Source organism: Oceaniglobus indicus (assembly GCF_002751875.1).
GTDB lineage: Bacteria > Pseudomonadota > Alphaproteobacteria > Rhodobacterales > Rhodobacteraceae > Oceaniglobus > Oceaniglobus indicus.
Genome location: NZ_NMZM01000013.1, coordinates 13,794 through 32,332 on the forward strand (window position 1 = coordinate 13,794; position 18,539 = coordinate 32,332).

An 18,539-nucleotide genomic window follows, 5' to 3' on the forward strand; every position below is an offset into this window, starting at 1 on the left:
GAAAGGTTCCTTACAGCCTGATATCAAGACGCGCTGACACGGCGTCCGTCGTGCCGGCGGCCGCCGGAGGCGCATCGTTCGGCGGCGGGGCGGTGGTGGTTTCGGCGGTCGAAGCCACCTTGTGTTGACGGCCGTCCTTGTTGTCATTCCTGGAAAACTGGAACGACAGGTTCAGAAAACCCAGATCGCGCAGTTCGGTCGCCAGCATATCGATATTGCGCCGCAGCAACGTCAGCGTCTCATCCCGTTCGGCCATGACCGTGACATTGACCGCCCCGTCGCCGTGCGAGAGCGTCATGCGAACACGCCCCAATTCCTCGGGCGAAAGAGCGATTTCTACCGGGCCTGTACCCAATCCGCCCAAGCCGCGCACGACCTGCTCCAGTGCGGGGGGAGGCGCGACTGTTGCCTGCGATGCCGAGACCGGAAGGGGCGCAGATGAAAGGCTGCGCGGCGCGACCTGCGAAATCTGGTGCGCCGTGATATCGGTTGCCTCCGACGTGTGCGCATCTTCGGCAGGCAGTGCCGTGAAAGCCAATGAAGCCGCATTCGGGAACGCGGTGTTTTTCGCAACGGAACCCGTCAGGATTGCCGGTTGTGGCGGAGGGATGCCCGCCCCGGCTTTCACGTCCGGCATCCAGCCGCCGTGACCCGGGATTATCGCTTGGGGTCGTGCATCTACGACATCAGCCGAGCCTGAGAGAGATAATCTGGACGAGCGTTGCGCAATTGCGCCCGCAAGCGCATGGGAATCCACCGTTCTCACCGCATCGCGCCCGGCCGAACCCGACGCCTGACCCTGCGACGTGGTGGCATCGCCGATCCGAGGTTGATCAGTCGCACCGCTCGTCTCTGGCCGATTCGGAACCTGACCGTTGCTGGTCACGCTGCCGGCGACCCTCCGCGCTTGGGCGCTGTTCAACGCCGGATCTGGCAAACTGTTTTTTGGCGCATCGCTCATATTCTCCATGACGGTATTCGCTGCTGACGCAAGACCATCGCCCGACCGTTGCACCTGCGCCTCCGTCATCGAAATCGTGGGCCGGGACGCTGTCGCCGTTTCGCTCGACAACCCGCCTTCGGCACGAGAACCGTGGCGAACCATCTCGTTGTGCGTCAATGGTTTCATCTTCTCGGGCCCGGCTTCCTGACCGGTCAACGGTATCGATGCCGACCGTTCATCGGTGTGGGGTTGCATCGCACCATGCGGCGCCGTCCCGACCGGCGCACGCCCGACCTCCGTCACGTGCCAAGGCAAATCCGCAGGCTTCCGCCCGCTCGTCAGCATTTCGGCTGCGGGTGTGACCGGATGTTCGGCGTCAGCCCCCGGCCAGGTCGACACCCGATTCGCAACTTCAAGGTTGCCATCGCCCTCCATCGAAGGCTCGTCGATGGTTTCGCGGTTATCCGGATCGGCCGGAGCAATCTTGCCGATCAGCGCCGCATCGGGCCGGAGAGGCGCCTGATCCGTGCTGTCCGTTACCCCTGCCGTATCATCTGCCGAAACAGCGGGCTCCGTCCAATCGTCGGCAGCTGTGCCTGGCAAAGCGGATGCGGCGTTTCCGTCGGGCTTGCCACGATCAGGCGGACCATATGCGATGGCAGCGCGGAAGGCGGCTTCGCCATCGCGACCCTGGTCGCGCGAAACGCCAGGCCCGGAGATCGGTTGCGATGGCGCAAACCCTTTCGCCGATAACGGAAGTTGCATGGTTTATCCCTCAAGCATCAGCCTTTCCTCACGTCATGACCTACTTTGGTTACCCATTCTTTACCGCAATCAGGTTTTCTGGCGGCGAACCCACAGGAGTCGCCATGTTATCGCCACCGATCACCCAATCCGCGCACATCCGCCCTTCCGACCACGACGGAGCGCTGCACAAAGCCGCCCAGCAAATGGAAACGGCGTTTCTGTCCGAAATGCTGAAAGCCGCGGGGCTCGGCGAATCACGCCAGGTTCTCGGCGGCGGCGCCGGCGAGGAACAGTTCGGGTCGTTCCTGCGCCATGCCCAGGCGGAACACATGGTCATGGCTGGCGGAATAGGTTTGAGCGAGCATCTGTTCGAGGCATTGAAGGCGCGCGACAATGCCCTCTGAGCGAAACGCCAACCGGCTGGAGCAGGTGCTGGATGAGGAACGCCGCGCCCTGCTGTCCGGCGACCTGACAAGTCTGGCCTCAATCCTCAGGCGCAAGGAAACACTGTTGGCGCGGCTTGAAAAGGATCCGCCCGCCAGTGCCCGTCTCGACGTGCTGCGCAGGGCGGCCGATCAAAATCAGGCGCTGGCACGGGCGGCCCGGGATGGCATCAACACCGTGCGGATGCGCCTTGACGAAGTCGGGCGCAACACCCCCGCAGAAACCTATGGCGCCGACGGGCGGCGTACGCAGATCATCACACCCCGCCACACGCTCGCCAAACGCGCCTGAATTTCATTCAAAAACAATATACTTCGAAATCCGAAGTTATCTTCTTGTTCAGAGATTCGGGCCAGATTGTCATTGATCACCAGCACGGTGACATGCGCGCCGAACAACCAGGTCGACGCGGATATTACGTCAGAATGACACACCATGTCGTGCATCCGCACGACGAAACCCACGGCTGTAAAACGGTCGTTTTCCAAAGGAAGATACATGTCCAGCATTCTGACGAACACCGGCGCAATGGTCGCGCTGCAAAGCCTCAAGTCAATCAATTCCGGCCTGCAAAAGACCCAAAGCGAGATCTCGACCGGCAAATCGGTTGCCAACGCGAAAGACAATTCCGCCATCTGGGCGATTTCCAAGGTGATGGAATCCGACGTTCAGGGCTTCAAGGCCATCTCCAGCTCTCTGGCCCTCGGCGAATCCACCGTGGCCGTCGCACGCCAGGCCTCCGAAACCGTGACCGACCTTCTGACACAGATGAAGGACAAGATTGTTGCGGCGCAGTCCGACAACCTTCCCCGCGACAAGCTGCAGGCTGACGTCCAAGCGTTCACCGATCAGATCGCCTCGGTCGTCGGTGCCGCCCAGTTCAACGGCCTGAACCTGGTCAACGGGTCGCAGACCGCCAACAATTCCAACAGTGTTGCCGGTGTCGACATCCTCTCGTCGCTGGACCGCGACAGCGGAGGCAACGTCACGGTATCGAACATCGGCGTCGATGCGCAGAACCTGTCGCAGACGGCCGGCACCACCCTTACTGCCGCCGCGGCGTCAATGGGCACGCCGGTCACCGCACTGACCGAAAATGGCGGTGCCACGGATTCGTTCACCATCGATACGTTCGCGTTCCAGGGCGGCGGCGCGGCGCTCGCCAAGAACGATCCGGCGGTCGTTCTCGCCACGGCTACCGGCCTGATCGAAGGCGATACGATGCGCCTGAAGATCGGCGACACCGAGGCGCTTTACACCGTCAAGACCGGCGATACGGCAGAGTCCGTCACCGGCGGGCTGAAAAACGCGCTGCAAGCTGCCGGTATCGATGAAAACGCCTTCACGCTGGACATCAGCACTGCGGGCGAACTGACGGTCACCAACGAAACGAACGAAGCCGGCATCGGCATCGAATTCGAAGCCACCCGCGGCACCGGTGCATTGGCACAACTTGGTACGCTGGACGTTTCGACCGAAGCCGGCGCAACCTCGGCCCTGGCCAATATCGAGGGCATGATCCAGGCGGCAACCTCGGCAGCCGCATCCTTCGGTTCCGTGCAGGGACGCATCGAAACCCAGGCGAGCTTCGTCTCGAACCTGACCGATTCGCTGAAGGCCGGCATCGGTTCACTGGTCGATGCAGACATGGAAGAGGCATCGGCCAGGTTGCAGGCGCTTCAGACCCAACAGCAGTTGGGTATCCAGTCGCTGTCGATCGCCAACCAGGCACCACAGTCGATCCTGTCGCTGTTCCGATAAGACGTGGCGACCGGGGGCACGAATGCCCCCGGTCCGACCTTCTGGATCCAACATGACCAAGCGCCTTCCATAAAGGAACAGACGTGAACGCTTTTCAACTCGCCAAAACGGCCTACTCACCAGTCACGGCGCCCATGCGCTCGGCTCAATCCAACGAATATGACGCATTTGTAAAAGTCACCACCGCGCTGAAAACGGCCGAGACTCCCGCGCAGACGGCGCGCGCCGTTTATGACAACCGGACCCTTTGGGGATTGCTGGCGGCGGATGTCGCCGGAGATGGCAACCAACTGCCCCCAACGCTGCGCGCCCGGATTTTCTATCTCTCCGAATTCACGAATGCTCACAGCCGAAAGGTTCTGGCCGGCGAAGCGACCTCGGATGCTCTTGTTGACATCAACACCGCCATCATGGCCGGTTTGCGCGAACAGCGGTCTGCGGCATGAGCGGCCTGGTTCTGAAGCTCGCACCGAGCGAACGTGTGCTCATCAACGGTGCCGTCGTTGAAAACGGGGCCCGCCGCGGCCGGCTGAACATCGTCACACCCGGTGCGAACATTCTTCGGCTACGCGATGCGTTGCACCCGGACGATGTGAATACGCCCGTGCGCCGCGTGTGTTACATCGCACAGCTTGTGTTGTCCGGCGAAGTCGACGCCGATGCGGCACGTCCCCAACTGCTGGGCGGTATCGAACAGCTGCGTCAGGTTCTTGTCGATCCCGACAGCGCAGACACCCTTGCGAACGCACAGAGGGCAGTGGAGAACGGACAGACCTATTACGTTCTTAAATACCTTCGGGCGGTGCTCCCTCGTGAGGCGCGGCTTTTCGCGATGTCGGGGTCATGACGTACACGCCGGTCGCCCCGCTTTCCGGCAGCGCCGGCTGGCAGTTTCTGCAACGAACCCGCGCGACACAGCAGGAGACCTTCGTCGCTTCACCGCGATTGAGCCGCAATGCCGAGGCTTTCCGTGAAAAAATCACGGGGATCACGACGGCGGAACAACTGGTGAACGACCGCCAACTTCTGGAAGTCGCGCTTGGCGCCTTCGGGCTGGATGAAGACATAAACAATCGTTTCTTCATCGAAAAAATGCTCAGCGACAATCCTGCTGACCCCCGCTCGCTTCCCAATCGGATGTCCGACAAACGTTACCTCGCCCTGAACAAGGCTTTTGGCTTTGGCGACGCAATCGGTCCACGGACAGGATTTCCCGATTTTGCGGAAAGGATCATCGCTTCCTACGAAGACCGGCAATTCGAACTGGCCGTCGGTGATGTGAACCCAACAATGCGACTGGCCCTCGGGTTCGAGCGTGACCTCGGCAATATCACCGGACGAACGCTGTCGGACGATGCCAAGTGGTTCACGGTCATGGCGACGGGTCCGGTGCGGGCGGTCTTCGAAACCGCACTGTCTATCCCCCAAAGTGTCGGCGCGCTGGACCTTGATCGTCAACTGGTCGAATTCCGCACGCGCGCCCAGAATTTGTTCGGGGTAAGCGAGGTTTCAGATTTCGCAGCACCTGAATTCCAAGACCGTCTGATGCAACGTTTTCTAAATCAGGAACAGTTGAACACCAGCACGTTCGACGGCACGCCGCGCAGCGCAGCCTTGGCAATTCTTCAGGCAAGGCCGTTGTTCGGTTGATGTTTTCTAGGGTCGCGCCCGTCGTATCGACGGACGCGGCTGACCTGCCGCTGAATTTGAAACGGCTGCAACCGGAGTCCTTTGGCTTGATACGCCGATTGTCAGAGGTGGACCAACCGACATCCGCGCGGACGGCGCAGCGCGGGTGTCGGTTGTGGTGGTGAGATGCTGGGTGATTTCCTTTGGGATCTGGCAGCCAAGCGCCGAACGCGGGCGTGTTCCGTTGAGATCGGTGGCCCAATTCAGGATCACGGCACGAGCGTGGACAATGTTCCGAAAAATGGTCTCGTTCGAGTACTCATCATGCATCTCGACCGCGACGCGCCCCGCGGAGGCGTGCTTCGTCGGCGCTGGCTTGACCCCGTAGTTACCGCAGTCGGGATCACCGAAGCAATTCAGATCTGTATCGCCCGACATACAAAGACATACTTGCGCGATCGCAAGGTTGTTCAGGCTCTTCCCCTTGCTCGTTCGTCAGATTATGAGCCACGATCTCGCGCATCTTCAAGGGAGGAGGTTCTAAAAATCTGAACAGCCGGGACAAATGGATTTTCTGCGCGATGGCTGCATGATGCTGCGAGCGCAGAGAAGACCATGGCAAACCGATCGCGCCGGAACCACAGCCCGGCATTCAAGGCGAAAGTGGCTTTAGCAGCGATCAATGGCAAGACGACGCTGATTGAGCCGGCGCAGCACTTCGACGTTCATCCGCATCAGATCAAGCAGTGGCGCGATCAGCTACTTGAGGGCGCGATGGGGGCGTTCGGCGAAGCTGCTAAGGCCACGCCGGAACCGGTGATCGACGTGAAGGCCCTGCTGCGAAGATCGGCGATCTGACGCTGGAGAACGATTTTCTGTCGGGCGCGCTCGGCAAGGCGGGTCTGTTGCCGAGCGCAATGAAATGATCGATCCTACCGCCAGGCGATCGTGCCGGGGATCAATCGGGGCAGCGTCTCTTAGAAGCCGCGACCGGTGCCGGATGCGGATCTGAAGCCGATGCATCAGATCGACAAACTGCACATGGAGCTCCGCTTCACGGGCAGCCGCACGCTGCAGGGGCTGCTGGGCCGGGCAGGGTTCAAGGTCGGGTGGCTGCACGTTGCCACGCTGATCAAACGGATGGGCATTGAGGCGCTTTATCGCAACGACAACACCTCGTAAGGGGTGCCGCGGCACGAAATCGACCCCTATCTGCTACGGAAGCTGCTCATTATCCGGCTCAACGGGGTCTGCGCGATGGACATCACCTACATTCCGATGGCCCGCGGGTTCATCTACCTCGCCGCTGTGCTGAACTGGTTCACTCACCGCGTTATGGTATGGCGCGTGTCGATCACGCTGGACGCGGTTTTTGCATTAAGCAGAAAAGGAGGTGTTGGCGCGTCACGGTGCGCCCGAGATCTTAAACACCAATCAGGGAAGTCAGATCACACCGGACAACTTCATCACGGTTCCGGCAAGGCCGAGAGATCGAGATCGGCATGGATGGCAATGGCGCGTGGCGCAACAGCATCTTCGTCCAGCGCCTCTCCTGATCAGGCCCGCTTCAACCAGCCAATGCCGACCCAGTAGCGGCGTAACCGAAGCGGAACACCATTTGGAAAACACCCGGAACCTGTTCAAATCAACCGAACCACCTTTGTCCACCTGCATGCGTGCGCAGCTGGATCTGGGACAAAAGCAGGCGTCAAGAAATGGATCGACTTCTAAATCATGAGCGCCCGTATTCCGCCCTTGGCGGCAAACCACCCGCTGTGATCTACTGCAGCGAAGCAACGCAGCTCGATCAGCAGGTGCGAAGCGTAGTTCAAATTGCCCCAGATCCCGTCAAACAAACGCGGAGTAGCCTAGGTACGTACAGTCATGCAAAGCTCAAACACACGGACGTCAATCTTTCGGGTCAATGAAAACTGCTGGCGGGTGGCGCGCGCAGAAAGAATGGCTTTGATCGTTGATGCGGCGGATTACTTCCGCGCCCTGCGCAAGATCATCCTCCGTGTGGAGCGGGAATTACTGTTCATCGGTTGGGACTTCGACTTCGAGATCGAAATGCTACCCGGAGAAAGTGACAGTGACGGGGTCGCCCCTGACGGGTTTCCCAATCAGCTTGGCGCGTTCCTCGAGGCCGCTGTGAAGCGGGCGCCGAAGCTGAATATCTATCTGCTCAAATGGAATGGCGCGGTCGTTGCGGCGCCCGGCCGGTGGGCACCGACAGTCGCACTGAGCATGTTTGGAAGCGACCGCATCCACTTTGCTCTCGACGGGCATCACCCTTTCGGGGCCTGCCACCATCAGAAAATTGTCGTAGCCGATGATAAACTGGTCTTTTGCGGAGGGATCGACGCGACCGAAGACCGCTGGGACACGTCCGAACACCTGCCGGACGATCCACGCCGCGTGCGCAAGGATGGCTCCGCGTCCGATCCATGGCACGATGCCACCTCGGCACTGACCGGCCCGGTGGCGACCGCGCTGGGAGAACTGTCTCGCAGGCGCTGGCACCGCGCCACAGGCGATACGCTGGAGCGTCCTTCCAGCACGGCCACAGATATATGGCCCGATGATCTGGACGTTGATGCCACGGATGTCGATGTCGCCATCGCGCGAACAGAGCCGCCCTATGACGGCGCGCCGCTGACAAACGAGATCGAGCGGCTCTATCTCGACAGCATCGAGGCAGCGACGGACGCAATCTATATCGAATCTCAGTATTTCGCGTCGGAAACGGTCTGCGCAGCGCTGGAGAACCGCCTGAAACAGCACGGCGGCCCCGAAATCGTCGTGATCAATCCCGAGGCTGCCCTGTCGCAGCTCGAGGACGACGCGATGCATGTGCTGCGCGGACGGATGATCGACACTTTACGGGCCGCTGATCATCAGGATCGCTTTCGGATTTTTCATCCGGTCACCGCCAAGGGCGAACCGATCTACGTGCATGCGAAGATCATGATCACCGACGCCAGAATTCTGCGTCTTGGGTCCAGCAATCTCAACGACCGCTCCATGGGGTTTGACACCGAATGCGACCTAGCGGTCGAGGGGCCGGAGGCGCTGATCACCGGTTTTCGCGCCCGTCTTCTCTCAGAGCATCTCGGGGTCGCGCCAGAGGTTTTCGAGGAGGTCCTGCAAAAAGAAAATTCGTTGATCGCAGCCATCGAGAGCCTGAACGCGCCCACAGGACGCGGGCTGCGCCGGATTGATCCACGGCCCGATGGCATTATTGGCGGGTTTCTGGCGAACACTCGGCTGCTTGATCCGCGGTATCGCCCGGGCGAAGACACCTCTGCCGGAGAGGGGCTGCGGCCGCGACACTTGGCCTTGATCGCTGGGGCCGCATTGGTCGGCGGCCTGGCCTTTATGGTATGGCAAAAACGGCGACGCAGCGGCCCACGGAGCTGAAGCCCGCCTGAGTGGGCGAGATCGACAAGCCGCAACATGCTTTCGACAACGCCGGTCGTCTGGGCCGAACCGGATCATCACAAAGCTCGGCCGATCGAGCGCTTCGTTATGAACCGGCCAGTTCCTGATCTTTTGGTCCGGGGGTGTGGGTCTGCTCATGCCGTCCAGCTAGGGCACTGGATTCACGATATGAATCCCTCACCGAGTTCGTACAGCAGAAACATTCGGAAAAAAAACCCGATCAGCGGCGCACGGCACCCCGGATATCCGACAGGGCAAAGGCGCCGATCGCCGTGCCGATGGCGTAATAGCTGACCATGCCGGTGAGGACCAGACCGACGAGCGCGGGCACCTTGAACGCGGCCATGGCGAACAGAGGGTCAAGCCCGAGCATCGCCAGCCAGAGACACGCCCCCATTCCCAGCGATGCCGCAAGGATGCGCCAGACGCGGCGATGGAACCGGTCGTCGAAGGTGGCCGCCGCGCCCATTGCCCGGCTGCCCCGCAGCAGAAGCAGCACCATCGCCCAGCCGGCCAGGGTGGTGCCCAAGGCGGCGGCAAGGTATCCCGCAATCGGGATCAGCCCGATGGCCAGCGCCGCGTTCACGACCAGTGCGACCAGTGCATAGCGGAACGGCGACTTCGTATCCTCACGAGCGAAGAACAGCGGTTGCAGCACCTTCTGCATGACGAAGGCCGGCAGGCCGAGACCGTAAATCGCCAGCGCCCAGGCGGTGGCCTGGGTGTCTTCGGGGCCGAAGGCGCCACGCTGGAACAGGGTGGCGGTGACAGGCAGGGGGATCACCACGAAGGCCACGGCGCAGGGCACCGTCAGGGTCAGCGCCATTTCGGCAGCGCGCGACAGGGCATGGCGGCCACCGCCGGTGTCTTCGGCCTGAAGGCGGCGCGACAGTTCGGGCAGCAGGACCACGCCGATGGCGATGCCGACGACCCCCAGCGGCAGTTGATACAACCGGTCGGCATAGTTCAGCCAGGCGATGGCACCGTCGAAGAAGCTGGCGACCTGGCGGCCCACCAGCAGATTGATTTGCACGACCCCACCCGCCAGCGCGGCGGGGGCGGCGATCACGGCCAGTTTCTTCAACTCGGGGGTCAGGCGCGGGCGGCGGATGGTCAGCCGGAACCCGGCCCGCGACGCCGCCCACCACACCAGCGCCAGTTGCGCGACGCCGCCGATGGGGACCGAAAGCGCCAGCGTATCGCCCACCCTGAGCCCCAGCATGTCGTCGAACCCCATGCCCAGCATGTCGGACGGTGGGCGGCCCAATGCGGCACCGATCAGCACGCCCGCGATGAAGACGACGTTCAGCAGCACCGGCGCGGCGGCGGCGGCAAGGAACCGCTTGTTGGCGTTCAGAACCCCCGACACCAATGCGGCCAGCGAGATGAACAGGATGTAGGGAAACGCGATGCGCCCGTATCCCACCGCCAGATCGAAGCGTTCATCGCCGCGGAATCCGCCTGCCATGGCCGTCACCAGCCACGGCATCGCGACGATTCCGATCGCGGTGAACACGGACAGGATCACGATCATCCCGGCGAAAGCGTCCTGCGCAAAACCCTTCGCGTCGTCGCCCGCCTCCAGTTTCTTCGAAAACAGCGGGATGAACGCCATGTTGAACGCGCCTTCGGCAAAGAAGCGGCGGAACATGTTGGGCAGGGAAAAGGCCACCAGGAACGCCTCGGCCACCGGGCCGGCACCAAGGTAGGCGGCGATCATGATATCGCGCACAAAGCCCAGCACGCGCGACACGAGGGTCCAGGCGCCGACCGTCACAAACCCCTTGAGCATCAGGCGCGGGCCCGCTTGCTGCCTTGTTCGATGGCTTCGCGCAGGCGCTTCTCGATCGTGCGCTGCTTGCTTTCGGTATAGAATTTCAAGCCGAACATGTCCTTGACATAGAAGGTATCGACCACCTGTTCGCCGTAGGTGGCGATGACGGCCGAGGCGATCGAGATGTTCGATGCGGCCAGCGTGCGCGTCAGGTCATACAGCAGGCCGGGGCGGTCGCGGGTGTCGACCTCGATGATGGTGTAGATTTCCGATCCGTCGTTGTCGAAGGTGATCGACGTCGGCACGCGGAAGCCCTTTTCGCGCTTCTTCATCTTGTCGCGCGGCTCCAGCGCGTCGCTTGTCACCACTTCGCCTTTGAGAGTGCGGCCGATCATCTTGCGCAGGCGATCCAGCTTTTCGCGGGCATAGGGGTGGCCTTCGGCGTCCTGAACCCAGAATACCGCCGTCGCATAGCCGTCGTTCGACGTATAGGTGCGCGCGTCGACCACGTTGGCGCCCACCAGGGCCAGGGCGCCGGCGAGGCGTGAAAAGATACCGGGATGGTCGACCATGGCGAAACAGGCGCGGGTGGCGTCGCGGTCTTCGTCGGGCTTCAGGTCGATCTTGATGTCACCGTCCTGAATATCGCGCAGCAGGCGGGCAAAGACGGTGTGGGTGTCGGTGTCCAGCCCCTGCCAATAAGGGGGGTAATGGCGTTGGGTTTCACGACGCACCGCCGCCTTGTCCCACCCCGACAGCGCCTCGCGTAGCAGGCGGCGGGCTTCGGTGCCCCGGGTTTCGCGGTTCAGCGCCTCAAGCCCGTTGTCCAGCGCGTCGGCAGTTTCGCGATAGAGCTGGCGCAGCAGTTGCGCCTTCCAGTTGTTCCAGGTGCCGGGGCCGACGCCGCGAATGTCGCAGACGGTCAGCACCGTCAGCAGGTCCAGGCGCTTGCGATTGCGCACCGCCTTGGCGAAATCGCGGATCGTGCGGGGGTCGGACAGGTCGCGCTTCTGCGCGATGTCCGACATCAGCAGGTGATAGCGCACCAGCCATTCCACCGTATCGGTTTCGCGCTGTTTCAACCCGAGGGCCGGACAGATGCGGCGCGCGATCTTGGCGCCCAGGGCCGAGTGGTCTTCGGTCCGGCCCTTGCCGATGTCATGCAGCAGAACCGACAGATACATGACCTTGCGGTTGACCGACTTCTCTTTCAGGATCCGGCTGACGATCGGCAATTCCTCGACCAGTTCGCCACGCTCGATCTGGGACAGGGCGCTGATGCACTGGATCGTGTGTTCGTCCACCGTATAGCGGTGATACATGTTGAACTGCATCATCGCGACGATGGGTTCGAAGTCGGGGATGAAGGCGGCCAGCACCCCCAGTTCGTTCATCCGCCGCAGCGCCCGGTCGGGCATCGGATATTTAAGAAGAAGATCCATGAAGATGCGAACCGCCTCGGGCGATTTGCGCATGGTGTTGTCGATCAGGTTCAGGTTTGCCGCGATGGCGCGCATGGCATTGGGGTGCAACAGGTATCCGGTGCGCAACGCCTCTTCGAAGATCCGCAGGAAGTTGAGAGGATCGGCAAGAAATCCGGCGCGATCCTCATAGGTCAGGCGATTCTGGTCGATCGCGAATCCGGGGCGCGTCTTCTTGCGGCGGCGGAACAGGCCGACCATGCGCGGCGCGTCCTTCTTCTGCCCGGCCTCGAGCGCGGTCAACAGGATGCGGGTCAGTTCGCCGACACGGTTGGCATGGCGGAAATAGGTCTGCATGAAATGCTCGACCCCGCGCCGACCGCCCTTGTCCTCGTATCCCATGCGTTCGGCCACCGCGACCTGCATGTCGAAGGTCAACTGGTCCATCGCCCGTCCGGCGGCCAGATGCAGATGGCAGCGCACCGCCAGAAGGAAGCTTTCGGCGCGCAGGAACTGATCGAATTCGCCCTGGGTGAAGGTGCCGGCCGCCACCAGGTCGGACACGTCTTCGACCCGGTTGACGTATTTCGCGATCCAGAACAGCGTTTGCAGATCGCGCAAGCCCCCCTTGCCCTCTTTCACGTTGGGCTCCAGGACATACCGCTGCACGCCCTGCTTGGTGTGGCGCTGACTGCGTTCGTCAAGTTTGGCAGCGATGTATTCCGTGCCGGTCTTGGTGAACAGATCGGACCACAGGCGTTCGCCCAACTGCTCCTCAAGGTGCGGATCACCGGCCAGCAGGCGGCGTTCCAACAGGGCGGTGCGGACGGTGTAATCGTCACGCGCGATCTGCAGGCATTCGTCGATGCTGCGGCTTGCGTGGCCGACCTTCAGGTGCAGATCCCAGAACATGTAGAGCATCGATTCGATGACGGTTTCGGCCCAGGGCGTGATCTGTGACGGCGTCACGAACAGCAGGTCGACGTCGGAAAACGGGCACATTTCGGCCCGCCCGTAACCGCCCACGGCCAGCACGGCCAAGGGTTCGTCGCCCGGATGCAGGTGGCGGGTCGCGACCTCCAGCACCAGGGTGACGACGCAATCGGTCAGATAGCTGTAGGCGCGCACGGTCGGGCGCGACTTGATCGGGTTCCCGGTGAACGCGTCGGCGATCACGGTGCGTCCGGACTCGAGCGCCCGCTTGATATGCTCGACCGCGCATTTGCGCTGTCCGGCCTCGTCGTCCGGTGTGCCGATATCGGCCTCGATCCGCGCCAGCACTGCGGCGCGGTCGAAGATCTCGTGCTCGGGGCGGATCAGATCGCCCCGCGCCCTGTGTCTGTCGTCGGGGACGGCCGGATCAGAAACCGGCGCCGCCGAAGCTTCTCGGTGCAGGGTCAATCACAACCACCTGATTGTTGCGGATCTGGGCCACGGCCATTCCCCGTTGGTTCGTGCCGTCGGGGCGCAGGCGGAAGATGCCGTTGACGCCGATGAACCCGGATCCCTGGGTCAGGGATTGCGCCGTCAGCGCGTCGCGCTTGCCCGTCTTCACCAGCGCACCGATCGCGGCGATCCCGTCATAGGCCAAACCGGCGATGGCATGGGGATTGCTGCCGTATGCGGCCTGGTAACGGCTGTTGAAGCGGGCCGACAGATTGGGATCGGGCAGCGCGAACCAGCTTCCCTGCAGACCTTTCAGCGACAGTGCGCTGCTGGGAATGTCCAGGCGTTGCAGGCCGACGTATTGCGTCTGAGCCGGCGACAGGCCGTTGGACGGTAGAAGATCGGCAAGGAAGGGAAGCGCGCCCGAGGTGCCCGAGGTCAGGAACACGGTATCCGCACCCGCGGCCTTGACCTCACCGGCCAGGCGTGGCGCGGCCTGGGTGACGCCTTGTTGCGACAGCTCGAACGACGACACCCCGGCGAGACGCGCGCCGCTGCCCTGGATGGCGCCGACGATGGCGTCGCGGCCCTGTTCCTCGGCGGTGTTCTGGCCGTGGATCACGTAGATGTTGCTGCGTCCCTGGCTGGCGGCATAGCTGACCAGCCGGTTTGCCGTGTTGGAAAAGGTGTTTCCCAAGACAAAGACGTTGGCCCCGGCGATCGAGGTGTTGTTGGAAAAGCTCAGAACGTTGACGCCCTTGCCGGACACGGCCACGCCGGCGGCGTTGGCGGCATCGGCAAAGACAGGCCCGAGAATGACCTTCGCCCCTTCGTTCACGGCCTTCTGCGCCGCGGCCGACGCCGTCGCCGCCTGGCCGCCGGAATCATAGACACGCAGGTCGATCTGGACGCCGTCCAGATCCTGAATGGCCAGCCGGGCGGCATTTTCCAGGCTGCGCGCAAGGATCGCGCCGCCGTCCGCCGATGATGCGGGAACCAAAAGCGCGACCGGAACCGGCGCGGATGTATCGATGGACGGACCGCCGCCGAATGCGACGGGATCACAGGCGGCAAGGGCAAATGCGGCGAAGGCAGCGGTGGCCAGCCGGGCAATCGGCTTGCGGGCGGCGGTCAAAAAGGCAAACATCGGTCAACTCTCTTGCGGGGCGGGACGGGGCGTTTCCGACCCTAGGGGCAGATGCGGACGGTGTAAATCGGAGACGTTGCGGATATGACGATGATTGCACAGATCCGCCCACTCGATCCTGGCCTGTATTTCCTGGCCACGCCCATCGGAACCGCCCGCGACATCACCCTGCGCGCGCTGGACATCCTTGCCTCGGCCGATGTGATCGCCGCCGAAGACACGCGGACGGCCCGCAAGCTGATGGAGATTCACGGCATCCCGGTGAACGGACGTCCGATGGTGGCCTATCACGATCACAACGGTGCGGCGGTGCGCCCGAAGCTGCTGGCGATGATCGCAAGCGGCAAATCCGTGGCCTATGCGTCGGAAGCCGGCACGCCCCTGGTGGCCGATCCGGGTTTCGCACTGGCCCGTGACGTGGTGGCCGCTGGCCTTGCCGTGACCGGCGCGCCGGGGCCGTCCGCGGTTCTGGCGGCGCTGACCCTGGCCGGGCTGCCGACGGACCGGTTCCTGTTCGCGGGGTTTCTGCCGCCCGCCAGCGGTGCCCGCCGCAAGGTATTGCGCGAACTCAATGGTTGTCCGGCAACGCTGGTGTTTTTCGAATCGGCCAAGCGACTTTTACCTTCCCTTAGGGATTTTGGCACAGAGTTGGGCGAAGACCGGCAGATCGCGCTGTGTCGCGAATTGACGAAGAAGTTCGAAGAAATCCGCCGCGGCACCGTGGCAGAGGTAAGGGTGGGGTGCGAAGCCGATCCGCCCCGTGGCGAAGTGGTGCTGGTCGTCGATCGCGATCGGTCAGTGCCGACACAGGCCGATCTGGACACGGCGTTGCGCGTGGCGCTGGAAACGATGACGCTGAAGGACGCGGCGCGCAGCGTTGCCAGTGACCTGGGCCTTGCGCGGCGCGACGTCTATCAGGCGGGCCTGACGATCGGGGCCGCCGATCAGGAGGAGAGATGACAGGCGCAGTTTCATACCATGCGGGGTTTTGTGCCGAGGACCGGGTTGCAGCGGAATATATGCAACGCGGATACGAAATTGTCGAACGCCGCTGGCGCGGGACCGGCGGCGAGATTGACGTGATCGTTCGCGAAGGCGCCACGCTGGTCTTTGTCGAGGTGAAGAAATCGCGCAGCCATTCACAGGCGGCCGCGCGAATCACGCCACGACAGATCGAAAGGATATGTTCGGCCGCCGCGGAATATGTTGCCGGCGAACCGGATGGCCAGAACACGGACATGCGGTTCGACGCCGCCTTGATGGATCGTTCGGGGATGATCGAGATACGTCAGAACGCCTTTCTCTGATGTGGCGAATGGCATTGCTCCCGTCTGCCCGCTCGGCCAGAAAGGGGCGTCGCCCCTGAACGGAGTTTTGTCCATGTCGCTGAACGTTGCCATCCAGATGGATCCGATCGAAACGGTGAATATCGCCGGGGACAGTTCGTTCCGGATTGCCGAGGAAGCGCAGGCGCGCGGCCATCGGCTGTTCTATTACACGCCCGACAAGCTGGCGTGGCAGCAAGGGCGCGTGACGGCACGGGGCTGGCCGCTGACGGTGCGCCGCGAGGTCGGCAATCACTTCACGCTCGGACAGGAGGCCGAGGTCGATCTGGCCGACTTCGATGTGGTCTTGCTGCGCCAGGATCCGCCATTCGACATGGGATACATCACGACAACCCACATCCTGGACTTCCTGCCGTCCACGACGCAGGTGGTCAACAATTCGTTCTGGGTGCGCAACTATCCCGAAAAGCTGTTGTGCCTGCGGTTTCCCGACCTGATCCCGCCGACGGTCGTCGCCCGTGACCTGGAAACGCTGCGCGCGTTCAAGGCCGACCATGGCGATATCATCCTGAAACCGCTGTATGGCAACGGCGGTGCCGGAGTGTTCCGTCTCGGCCCCGACGACCGCAATTTGTCGAGCTTGCATGAGCTGTTTTCCGGCATCAACCGCGAACCCCTGATCGCCCAGAAATTCCTGCCCGACGTCGCCAAGGGCGACAAGCGGGTGATCCTTGTCGATGGCAAGGCCGTGGGCGCGATCAACCGCGTTCCGGCAGCGGGGGAAACCCGATCCAACATGCACGTCGGCGGCCGGCCGGAAAAGATCGCGCTGAGCGACCGGGATCGCGAAATCTGCGATGCGATCGGCCCGTTGTTGACGGAGAAGGGCCAGATCTTTGTCGGTATCGACGTGATCGGCGACTATCTGACCGAAATCAACGTCACCTCGCCCACCGGCCTCATGGAGTTGGAGCGGTTTGACGGGGTGAACGTCACGGCCAAGATCTGGGAGGCGATCGAGGCGCGCCATACCGCTGTCTGATCCGCGTCACGATCCGGCCGCGGGCAGGCGGAAACTCAGCGCCTCGGCGATGTGGGGCTCGGCCACCTCATCGCTCTGGTCGAGATCGGCAATGGTGCGTGCCACCCGCAAGACCCGGTGATAACCACGCGCCGACAGCCCGAACCGGTCAGCCGCCCGCAACAGAAGCGCGCGCCCGGCCGTATCGGGCGCCGCGATCCTTTCAAGCAGGGCGCCTTCGGCATCGGCGTTCACGGTCACGCCCATGTCGGTGTCAAAGCGCGCCGTCTGACGGTCGCGTGCATCGGCGACCCGGGCCGCCACCACGGCCGAGCTTTCGCCTGACGCCGGCAGGTCGAGATCCTGGAACGACACCGGGGGCACATCCACCCGCAGGTCGAACCGGTCCATCAACGGGCCCGAAATCTTGCCCATGTAATCCTCGCCACACAGCGGAACCCGGGCACAGGCCCGCGACGGATCGGTCATGTGCCCGCATTTGCAGGGGTTCGCCGCCGCAACCAGCATGAAGCGACAGGGATAGCGGACATGGGCGTTGGCGCGCGCGACGACGACGTCGCCCGTTTCGATCGGTTGGCGCAGCGTTTCCAGCACGGCGCGGCTGTATTCGGGAAATTCGTCCATGAACAGAACCCCGTTGTGCGCCAGCGAGATCTGCCCCGGTTTCGCGCCTTTGCCGCCCCCGACGATGGCCGCCATGGACGCGGTGTGGTGCGGCTCCATGAACGGGCGTTCGCGCGAGATGCCGCCCTCGGTCAGCAGACCGGCCAGCGAATGGATCATCGAGGTTTCAAGCGCCTCTGTCGGTGACAGCGGCGGCAGAATCCCGGCCAGCCGTTTCACCAGCATCGACTTTCCCGATCCGGGTGGTCCCACCAGCAACAGGTGATGCCGCCCCGCTGCGGCAATCTCCAGCGCGCGTTTGGCGCGCTCCTGCCCCTTGACCTCGGACAGGTCGCGGACTTGTCCCGCCATCGGCACCTGACCCGCCTCGGCCGGGGCAATCGGCGCGCGGCCCGTGAAATGGGCGATGGCCTGGGCCAGGGTGGCGGGCGCAATGACGGTCGCCGCCCCGACCCACGCGGCTTCGGCGCCACAACCGCGCGGACACAGCAGAACCCGGTCTTCCTCGGCGGCGGTCAGCGCAGCGGGCAGGCTTCCGGCAACCTGGACCAACGTGCCATCCAGCGACAACTCGCCCAGCGAAAGGGTGTTTTCGACCTTGTCCTTTGGCAGGATGTCGAGCGCCGCCAGCAAGGCCAACGCGATGGGCAGGTCGAAATGCGACCCCTCCTTGGGCAGGTCGGCGGGCGACAGGTTGATGGTGATCCGCTTTGACGGCAGCGCGATGGACATCGACGCCAGCGCGGCACGAACCCGTTCGCGGGCCTCGGACACCGCCTTGTCGGGCAGACCGACGACCGAAAACGCCGGCAGGCCGGGAGCAACGGCACATTGCACCTCGACCGGGCGCGCCTCGATGCCTTCGAAGGCCACGGTGAATGTCCGGACGACCAC

The 18,539-nt window shown here is 63.0% G+C and carries 16 protein-coding genes and 1 pseudogene; 11 read left to right on the forward strand and 6 right to left on the reverse strand.

Features of this window, described 5'->3' with window-relative positions; genetic code table 11:
• Nucleotides 1–10: 10 nt before the first annotated feature.
• A complete protein-coding gene (locus tag CFP68_RS16500) occupies nucleotides 11–1,708 on the reverse strand; it encodes a flagellar hook-length control protein FliK (protein WP_099828059.1) in 1,698 nt (565 codons plus the stop codon).
• On the opposite strand from CFP68_RS16500, the gene CFP68_RS16505 reads away from it, so the two are divergent.
• The 6 genes from CFP68_RS16505 (at nucleotide 1,672) to CFP68_RS16530 (ending at nucleotide 5,545) form a co-directional block, all read left to right on the forward strand.
• Complete coding sequence (locus tag CFP68_RS16505) at nucleotides 1,672–2,094, forward strand: hypothetical protein (RefSeq protein ID WP_338152822.1); 423 nt, start codon at nucleotides 1,672–1,674, stop codon at nucleotides 2,092–2,094. The two genes, CFP68_RS16500 and CFP68_RS16505, sit on opposite strands and share 37 nt — an antisense overlap.
• Nucleotides 2,084–2,425, forward strand: coding sequence for a hypothetical protein (locus tag CFP68_RS16510; RefSeq protein ID WP_099828061.1), 342 nt, complete (start codon nucleotides 2,084–2,086; stop codon nucleotides 2,423–2,425). Before CFP68_RS16505 ends, CFP68_RS16510 begins: the two co-directional genes overlap by 11 nt.
• A gap of 207 nt (nucleotides 2,426–2,632) precedes the next feature.
• Complete coding sequence (locus CFP68_RS16515) at nucleotides 2,633–3,895, forward strand: flagellin (protein WP_099828062.1); 1,263 nt, start codon at nucleotides 2,633–2,635, stop codon at nucleotides 3,893–3,895.
• 83 nt (nucleotides 3,896–3,978) lie between these two features.
• Entirely contained in the window at nucleotides 3,979–4,341 is a 363-nt protein-coding gene (flaF, locus tag CFP68_RS16520) for a flagellar biosynthesis regulator FlaF (protein ID WP_099828063.1), read from the forward strand.
• Nucleotides 4,338–4,742 carry a flagellar biosynthesis repressor FlbT gene (flbT, locus tag CFP68_RS16525; protein ID WP_099828064.1) on the forward strand — a complete coding sequence of 135 codons (405 nt, stop codon included), beginning with the start codon at nucleotides 4,338–4,340 and terminating at the stop codon, nucleotides 4,740–4,742. The genes flaF and flbT overlap by 4 nt, the downstream gene beginning before the upstream one ends.
• On the forward strand, nucleotides 4,739–5,545 hold the full coding sequence (locus tag CFP68_RS16530) for a DUF1217 domain-containing protein (RefSeq protein WP_099828065.1): 807 nt from the start codon (nucleotides 4,739–4,741) through the stop codon (nucleotides 5,543–5,545). The genes flbT and CFP68_RS16530 overlap by 4 nt, the downstream gene beginning before the upstream one ends.
• Before the next feature lie 6 nt (nucleotides 5,546–5,551).
• On the opposite strand, the gene CFP68_RS18665 is transcribed toward CFP68_RS16530, so the two are convergent.
• Entirely contained in the window at nucleotides 5,552–5,962 is a 411-nt protein-coding gene (locus CFP68_RS18665) for an integrase core domain-containing protein (protein ID WP_145953476.1), read from the reverse strand.
• A 177-nt stretch (nucleotides 5,963–6,139) separates the two neighbouring features.
• Between CFP68_RS18665 and CFP68_RS18530 the strand changes: the two are divergent.
• Nucleotides 6,140–7,074 (forward strand): annotated as a pseudogene (locus CFP68_RS18530) (DDE-type integrase/transposase/recombinase); the annotation flags it as partial.
• A 409-nt stretch (nucleotides 7,075–7,483) separates the two neighbouring features.
• Nucleotides 7,484–8,944, forward strand: a complete 1,461-nt coding sequence (locus CFP68_RS16545; RefSeq protein ID WP_241524135.1) for a phospholipase D-like domain-containing protein — start codon at nucleotides 7,484–7,486, stop codon at nucleotides 8,942–8,944.
• 241 nt (nucleotides 8,945–9,185) lie between these two features.
• On the opposite strand, the gene murJ is transcribed toward CFP68_RS16545, so the two are convergent.
• The 3 genes from murJ to CFP68_RS16560 are packed head-to-tail and all read right to left on the reverse strand — an operon-like array spanning nucleotide 9,186 to nucleotide 14,693.
• Nucleotides 9,186–10,757, reverse strand: coding sequence for a murein biosynthesis integral membrane protein MurJ (gene murJ / locus CFP68_RS16550; protein WP_099828069.1), 1,572 nt, complete (start codon nucleotides 10,755–10,757; stop codon nucleotides 9,186–9,188).
• Nucleotides 10,757–13,561, reverse strand: a complete 2,805-nt coding sequence (locus CFP68_RS16555) for a [protein-PII] uridylyltransferase (protein ID WP_099828070.1) — start codon at nucleotides 13,559–13,561, stop codon at nucleotides 10,757–10,759. The genes murJ and CFP68_RS16555 overlap by 1 nt, the downstream gene beginning before the upstream one ends.
• A complete protein-coding gene (locus CFP68_RS16560) occupies nucleotides 13,521–14,693 on the reverse strand; it encodes a penicillin-binding protein activator (protein WP_099828071.1) in 1,173 nt (390 codons plus the stop codon). Before CFP68_RS16560 ends, CFP68_RS16555 begins: the two co-directional genes overlap by 41 nt.
• A gap of 90 nt (nucleotides 14,694–14,783) precedes the next feature.
• Between CFP68_RS16560 and rsmI the strand changes: the two genes are divergently transcribed.
• The 3 genes from rsmI to gshB all read left to right on the forward strand — a co-directional run bounded on the left by rsmI (nucleotide 14,784) and on the right by gshB (nucleotide 17,021).
• Nucleotides 14,784–15,653: a 16S rRNA (cytidine(1402)-2'-O)-methyltransferase gene (gene rsmI, locus CFP68_RS16565; protein ID WP_099828086.1), complete on the forward strand. Its 870-nt coding sequence runs from the start codon at nucleotides 14,784–14,786 to the stop codon at nucleotides 15,651–15,653.
• Nucleotides 15,650–16,000: a YraN family protein gene (locus CFP68_RS16570; protein ID WP_099828072.1), complete on the forward strand. Its 351-nt coding sequence runs from the start codon at nucleotides 15,650–15,652 to the stop codon at nucleotides 15,998–16,000. Before rsmI ends, CFP68_RS16570 begins: the two co-directional genes overlap by 4 nt.
• Before the next feature lie 73 nt (nucleotides 16,001–16,073).
• Nucleotides 16,074–17,021 (forward strand): glutathione synthase, encoded by a 948-nt coding sequence (gshB, locus tag CFP68_RS16575; RefSeq protein WP_099828073.1) that lies wholly within the window; start codon nucleotides 16,074–16,076, stop codon nucleotides 17,019–17,021.
• 6 nt (nucleotides 17,022–17,027) lie between these two features.
• Here the strand turns inward: gshB and CFP68_RS16580 are convergent, their stop codons facing one another.
• Nucleotides 17,028–18,539, reverse strand: coding sequence for a YifB family Mg chelatase-like AAA ATPase (locus CFP68_RS16580; protein ID WP_099828074.1), 1,512 nt, complete (start codon nucleotides 18,537–18,539; stop codon nucleotides 17,028–17,030).

What these genes read in the sequence shown, in the direction of transcription:
- CFP68_RS16505 (WP_338152822.1), top strand. Translation starts at nt 1,672, where the DNA reads ATGGCGCAAACCCTTTCGCCGATAACGGAAGTTGCATGGTTTATCCCT.
- CFP68_RS16500 (WP_099828059.1), bottom strand. Translation starts at nt 1,708, where the DNA reads ATGCAACTTCCGTTATCGGCGAAAGGGTTTGCGCCATCGCAACCGATC.
- CFP68_RS16510 (WP_099828061.1), top strand. Translation starts at nt 2,084, where the DNA reads ATGCCCTCTGAGCGAAACGCCAACCGGCTGGAGCAGGTGCTGGATGAG.
- CFP68_RS16515 (WP_099828062.1), top strand. Translation starts at nt 2,633, where the DNA reads ATGTCCAGCATTCTGACGAACACCGGCGCAATGGTCGCGCTGCAAAGC.
- flbT (WP_099828064.1), top strand. Translation starts at nt 4,338, where the DNA reads ATGAGCGGCCTGGTTCTGAAGCTCGCACCGAGCGAACGTGTGCTCATC.
- CFP68_RS16530 (WP_099828065.1), top strand. Translation starts at nt 4,739, where the DNA reads ATGACGTACACGCCGGTCGCCCCGCTTTCCGGCAGCGCCGGCTGGCAG.
- CFP68_RS18665 (WP_145953476.1), bottom strand. Translation starts at nt 5,962, where the DNA reads ATGTCGGGCGATACAGATCTGAATTGCTTCGGTGATCCCGACTGCGGT.
- CFP68_RS16545 (WP_241524135.1), top strand. Translation starts at nt 7,484, where the DNA reads ATGGCTTTGATCGTTGATGCGGCGGATTACTTCCGCGCCCTGCGCAAG.
- murJ (WP_099828069.1), bottom strand. Translation starts at nt 10,757, where the DNA reads ATGCTCAAGGGGTTTGTGACGGTCGGCGCCTGGACCCTCGTGTCGCGC.
- CFP68_RS16560 (WP_099828071.1), bottom strand. Translation starts at nt 14,693, where the DNA reads ATGTTTGCCTTTTTGACCGCCGCCCGCAAGCCGATTGCCCGGCTGGCC.
- rsmI (WP_099828086.1), top strand. Translation starts at nt 14,784, where the DNA reads ATGATTGCACAGATCCGCCCACTCGATCCTGGCCTGTATTTCCTGGCC.
- CFP68_RS16570 (WP_099828072.1), top strand. Translation starts at nt 15,650, where the DNA reads ATGACAGGCGCAGTTTCATACCATGCGGGGTTTTGTGCCGAGGACCGG.
- gshB (WP_099828073.1), top strand. Translation starts at nt 16,074, where the DNA reads ATGTCGCTGAACGTTGCCATCCAGATGGATCCGATCGAAACGGTGAAT.